At 72.0% G+C, this 1,976-nt stretch carries 1 protein-coding gene and 1 pseudogene; both read left to right on the top strand.

Annotated features, from left to right (window positions below):
- Positions 1–221: pseudogene (locus tag ACRWK7_RS15450) on the top strand (bifunctional 4-hydroxy-2-oxoglutarate aldolase/2-dehydro-3-deoxy-phosphogluconate aldolase); the annotation flags it as partial.
- Positions 222–249: 28 nt separating this feature from the next.
- A complete protein-coding gene (locus tag ACRWK7_RS15445) occupies positions 250–1,752 on the top strand; it encodes a tagaturonate reductase (protein ID WP_431857151.1) in 1,503 nt (500 codons plus the stop codon).
- Positions 1,753–1,976: the final 224 nt, after the last annotated feature.

Raw genomic sequence — 1,976 nt, 5'->3', positions numbered from 1 at the left:
GCGGCGCCCCGGCGCTGCGCGGCATGGCGCCGCTGCTGCCCGAGGTGCGCTTCTGCCCGACCGGCGGCCTGAAGGCCGAGAACGTCCGCGAGATCCTCGCCCTGCCCAACGTCTTCGCGCTGGGCGGCACGTGGCTCACCCCGGCCGATGCCGTCAAGGAGCGCCGCTGGTCCGAGGTCGAGCGCCTCGCCCGCGAGGCCGCCGCGCTGGCCGCGTCCTGATCCCTCTTCCCGGAAGGAAACCCTGTCCATGCCCACCCTGACCCGAGACCAGCTTGCCGGCGGCGCCTACGACGTGGCGCACACGGCGGGCGCGCCCGTCCTGCCCGTGACCGTGCTGCAGGTGGGCGACGGCAACTTCCTGCGCGGCTTCGTCGATTGGATGGTGGACGTGGCCAACGGCGCCGGCGTCTACCGCGGCGGCGTCGCCATCGCCCAGCCGCTCGACCAGGGCGTGGCCGGGCTGCTGACGGCGCAGGACAACCTGTACACCGTGCTGCTGCGCGGCATCGAGAACGGCCGGGAGGTCGAGGCCCGGCGGGTGGTCAGCTGCGTGTCCGACGCGCTGAACCCCTACGCCGACTGGCAGCGCATGCTGAGCCACGCGCAGTCCCCGGACCTGCGGTTCTTCGTCTCCAACACCACCGAGGCCGGCATCGCCGACAGCGACGAGCCCTACACCCCCGGCATCTGCCAGAAGGGCTTCCCGGCCAAGGTCGCGGCGCTGCTGCACGCCCGCTTCAAGGCCCTGGGCGGCACGCCGGAGAGCGGTCTGGTGTTCCTGCCCTGCGAGCTGATCGAGGCGAACGGCAGCACGCTGAAGCGCATCGTGCTGGCGCACGCCAAGCGCTGGGGCCTGGAATCCGGTTTCGCCGCCTGGGTGGAGGCGCACTGCCACTTCCTGAACACGCTGGTCGACCGCATCGTCCCCGGCTACCCGCGCGACGAGGCCGCCGCGCTGTTCGCCACATGGGGCTACGAGGACACGCTGGCCGTCGCCGGCGAGCCGTTCCACGTCTGGGTCATCGAAGGCCCGGCCGAACTCGCCGAGGAGTTTCCGCTGCACAAGGCCGGGCTCAACGTCGTGTGGACCGACGACCTGAAGCCCTACCGCACACGCAAGGTGCGCATCCTCAACGGCGCCCACACCGCCAGCTCGCTCGCCGCCTTCTGCGCCGGGCTGGACACGGTGAAGTCGATGATGGACGACGCGACCGTCGCCGCCACCCTCAACCGCGTGATGTTCGAGGAGATCGTCCCCTACGTCCCGCTGCCCGAGGCCGAGCGCCAGCAGTACGCCCGCACCATCATGGAGCGCTTCGGCAACCCCTACATCCGGCACGAGCTGATCTCCATCGCGCTGAACTCGGTGTCGAAGTGGCAGGTCCGCGTGCTGCCCAGCCTGAAGGACGCGGTCGCCCGGAACGGCGAGGCGCCGGCCGGCCTGTCCTTCTCGCTGGCGGCGCTGCTGCGCTTCTACCGCGGGACCATGGTCGAGGGCACCTATACGGGCACGCGCGAGTCCGGCTCCTACCCGATCCGCGACAACCCGGAGGTGATCGCCGCCATGGGCGCGGCGTGGTCGGCCCACGCCGGCGATCCCAAGGCGCTGACGGCGGCCCTGCTGGCCGATGCGGCGCTGTGGGGCGAGGACCTGACGCGCATCCCCGGCCTCGCCGTGCGCGTCGCCGACGCGCTGGCCGTCTTCGAGGCCAAGGGCATGCGCGGGGCGATGACCGAACTGGTGGCGTGATGCGCTGATTGCCCCCTCCCCATCCCTCCCCCGCCTTTGGCGGTGGAGGGGGCAGAACGGCGAAGTCCCCTCCACCGCGAAGCGGGGGAGGGTTAGGGAGGGGGCAGCGCGCTCATAGAATTAGGATTCTTCCAGGGACGCGGGGGGTAGGAGCCCCCCCCACCGCCCCGTCCCGGTAGCGGGTCCCCCAGCCCCCCCCACCCACCGACAGATTGGGGGGCCGG

The organism is Azospirillum sp. (assembly GCF_050789165.1).
Note: the sequence above shows the minus strand (reverse complement) of the source record. Positions and strands in the feature narration are given on the sequence as shown.